Here is a 1,963-nt window from a genome sequence, read left to right on the forward strand (position 1 = left end):
GCGTCTTGCGGTTGGTATTTCTTAATCGCTTCGATGTCGCCGGTATCGGCAACAACAGTAGTAAGTGCGCGCAGCTGTTCCAGTTTGGTGCTCATCTCAGTAAAACCTTTTTGATATGTGGTAAGAAATGACGTTCTGCTCTGTGGCGGTTCATTATGAATGAACGAATGTAATGCACCTGAGCAAATGAAGTGCTCATATTTGAGCTTTTTGCCACAAATGTCAAACTCTACGTGGCAGAAAATGATGGAGAATCTGGCCCGGTTCGGTACAGGCTCTGCTGGCAGAAAAGGCTGGGTAATGGGTTGTATGTTGTGTGGTTCAGTAGTGATGGCTCTGATGTTAATGTAAAAATCATATATTTATCAGTGTGGTAATGGCATGTGCCAAATGTCGGTGTGATTGCCGCGTGCCATCATAGAGCGAAGGTGCTGTGAACGCCTTATTTGCCGAAGCTGTGATTTATCTCTGGGATGAACAAAAAGAAGGTTAGTGTAATTTTGTTCATCCGTTGAGAATATAAGCAATAACTGGTTGCATCTTTTGCCGTTGTTGCTGCCTTGTGTGCTTATGAGTCAGACATGTTCAGCAATGCCATCGCACAACTTGCGCTGGTTGCCAGCACATCTATCACGCCAGTTCTTAACGCGCCCAGAATCGCCAGTGCCTTCCGGTTCTCACTGGCCATCGCAATCACGTTCGGGATACGGCGCAAATCTGACATTTCCAGCCCGACAACCCGGCCCCGCATCAGTGTTCCTGCCTGCTGTCCGTCCAGACGGAAGAAGTCAAAGCCACCGATATCGCCGACAATGCCATCATTGAGTCTGGCTTCAACAAACTCTTTCGCCGTGAAACATCCCAGCTTTACCATATGGCTGTTTTCGTCCATATCACCGATACCAACTAAGGCAAACTCCGCTTTTCGGGCCTGATTGAGGGTTTCGCTGACATTGGGATGGGTGATAAACACCTGCTGGGTGACTTCACTGTCGACATAGGCGGGTGCGTATAAGGTTTCGCTGGTACCACCAAATTTTTTGGCCAGCCGACGGCAGATATGATCCGCATTAATGGTATCGCCGCTGCGGTGGGTTCCGCCTATGGCACAAACAAATCGCGCATTGCGATGGGAAACAATACCGGGATGATCAGCGACAGCCGCAACATTCTGTCCCTGACCGACCGCAACAACGACATCGTCTCTCAGATAACCGTCCAGATAGGCCGATACCAGCGTAGAGACTTGCATTCGCTGTTCTTGCGCACTGGGCTGATCCAGGGCAATCAAAGCACGTTTCAGGTTAAACCTGTCCATCAAACGCTGTTCAAGCTGAGCACTGTGGATCGGGTGGAACTTGACGGTAATTTCCACTATCCCTTCTTCCCGCGCTTTTCTGAGCAGACGGCTGACTTTAGGGCGGCTGATACCGAATTTTTTCGAGATTTCTTCCTGCGTGGCACTTTGCTGGTAATACAAAATGGCAATTTCAGTCAACAGGTCTGTATCTTCCAGCTGATGGTCAAACGAAGCGGTAGGCGGTGAAGTGGTCATAGCGGTGTTCCATACACAGATGTGGCGTCAGTGTAATGGATTCAAAAGCGCTTAACAAATGTTAGCCGCCATGCACTTTGTTCAGCGTTTTGATTGCCGCATTGATTTGCCAAGCTCTTTCTTGCTGAGTTTGAGGAAATAAATCAGATGATGACCAGGGAGAATAAAAAAGGCCTGGCATGAATGCCAGACCTTTGAATCATGGAACCACCATCATGGCGGTGATGATTATTTCGGTGCGGTTTACAGCAGCTCTTTCGCTGTGCTGACCACGTTCTCAGTGGTGAAGCCGAACAGCTTGAACAGCTCGCCAGCCGGGGCTGACTCACCGAAGCTGGTCATGCCGATGATGCGGCCGTCAAAGCCCACGTACTTGTACCAGAAGTCAGCAATACCGGCTTCGATAGC

Annotated in this window: 2 protein-coding genes and 1 pseudogene; all 3 read right to left on the minus strand. The window is 49.3% G+C overall.

Annotation, left to right across the window (positions count from 1 at the left end):
• Positions 1 to 95 (minus strand): annotated as a pseudogene (locus H511_RS24635) (transaldolase); the annotation flags it as partial.
• A 473-nt stretch (positions 96 to 568) separates the two neighbouring features.
• Entirely contained in the window at positions 569 to 1,555 is a 987-nt protein-coding gene (locus tag H511_RS0109250; protein ID WP_027252040.1) for a sugar-binding transcriptional regulator, read from the minus strand.
• Positions 1,556 to 1,798: 243 nt separating this feature from the next.
• Positions 1,799 to 1,963 (minus strand): transketolase-like TK C-terminal-containing protein (locus tag H511_RS24385; protein ID WP_420835031.1); only part of this gene is annotated, 165 nt, incomplete at its 5' end.

Source organism: Photobacterium halotolerans DSM 18316, from assembly GCF_000425165.1.
In the GTDB taxonomy this organism is placed as follows: Bacteria; Pseudomonadota; Gammaproteobacteria; order Enterobacterales; family Vibrionaceae; genus Photobacterium; species Photobacterium halotolerans.

What these genes read in the sequence shown, in the direction of transcription:
- H511_RS0109250 (WP_027252040.1), bottom strand. Translation starts at nt 1,555, where the DNA reads ATGACCACTTCACCGCCTACCGCTTCGTTTGACCATCAGCTGGAAGAT.